Here is a 236-nt window from a genome sequence, read left to right on the forward strand (position 1 = left end):
CGAATCTCTTTACTACTTCTTCCTGATTGTTAAAGAACGACAGCCGATATGGCGATTGCTATAACCGCATATCTTCTCTGACTGGCTCAATCGCCAATGCCTAAGGCTCGGTTCGCGCCGAACACTAGGCATTGAGGATTGGTGGAGGATGACGGGATCGAACCGACGACCCCCTGCTTGCAAAGCAGGTGCTCTCCCAGCTGAGCTAATCCCCCCCGGTCATACAGCGCACAGGG

Annotated in this window: 1 tRNA gene; it reads right to left on the bottom strand. The window is 53.8% G+C overall.

Annotated features, from left to right (window positions below):
• Positions 1-139: 139 nt before the first annotated feature.
• Positions 140-215, bottom strand: a tRNA-Ala gene (locus tag H3V53_RS43515).
• Positions 216-236 lie beyond the last annotated feature (21 nt).

It is taken from the genome of Paraburkholderia bengalensis (assembly GCF_037126505.1).
Taxonomy (GTDB): domain Bacteria; phylum Pseudomonadota; class Gammaproteobacteria; order Burkholderiales; family Burkholderiaceae; genus Paraburkholderia; species Paraburkholderia bengalensis.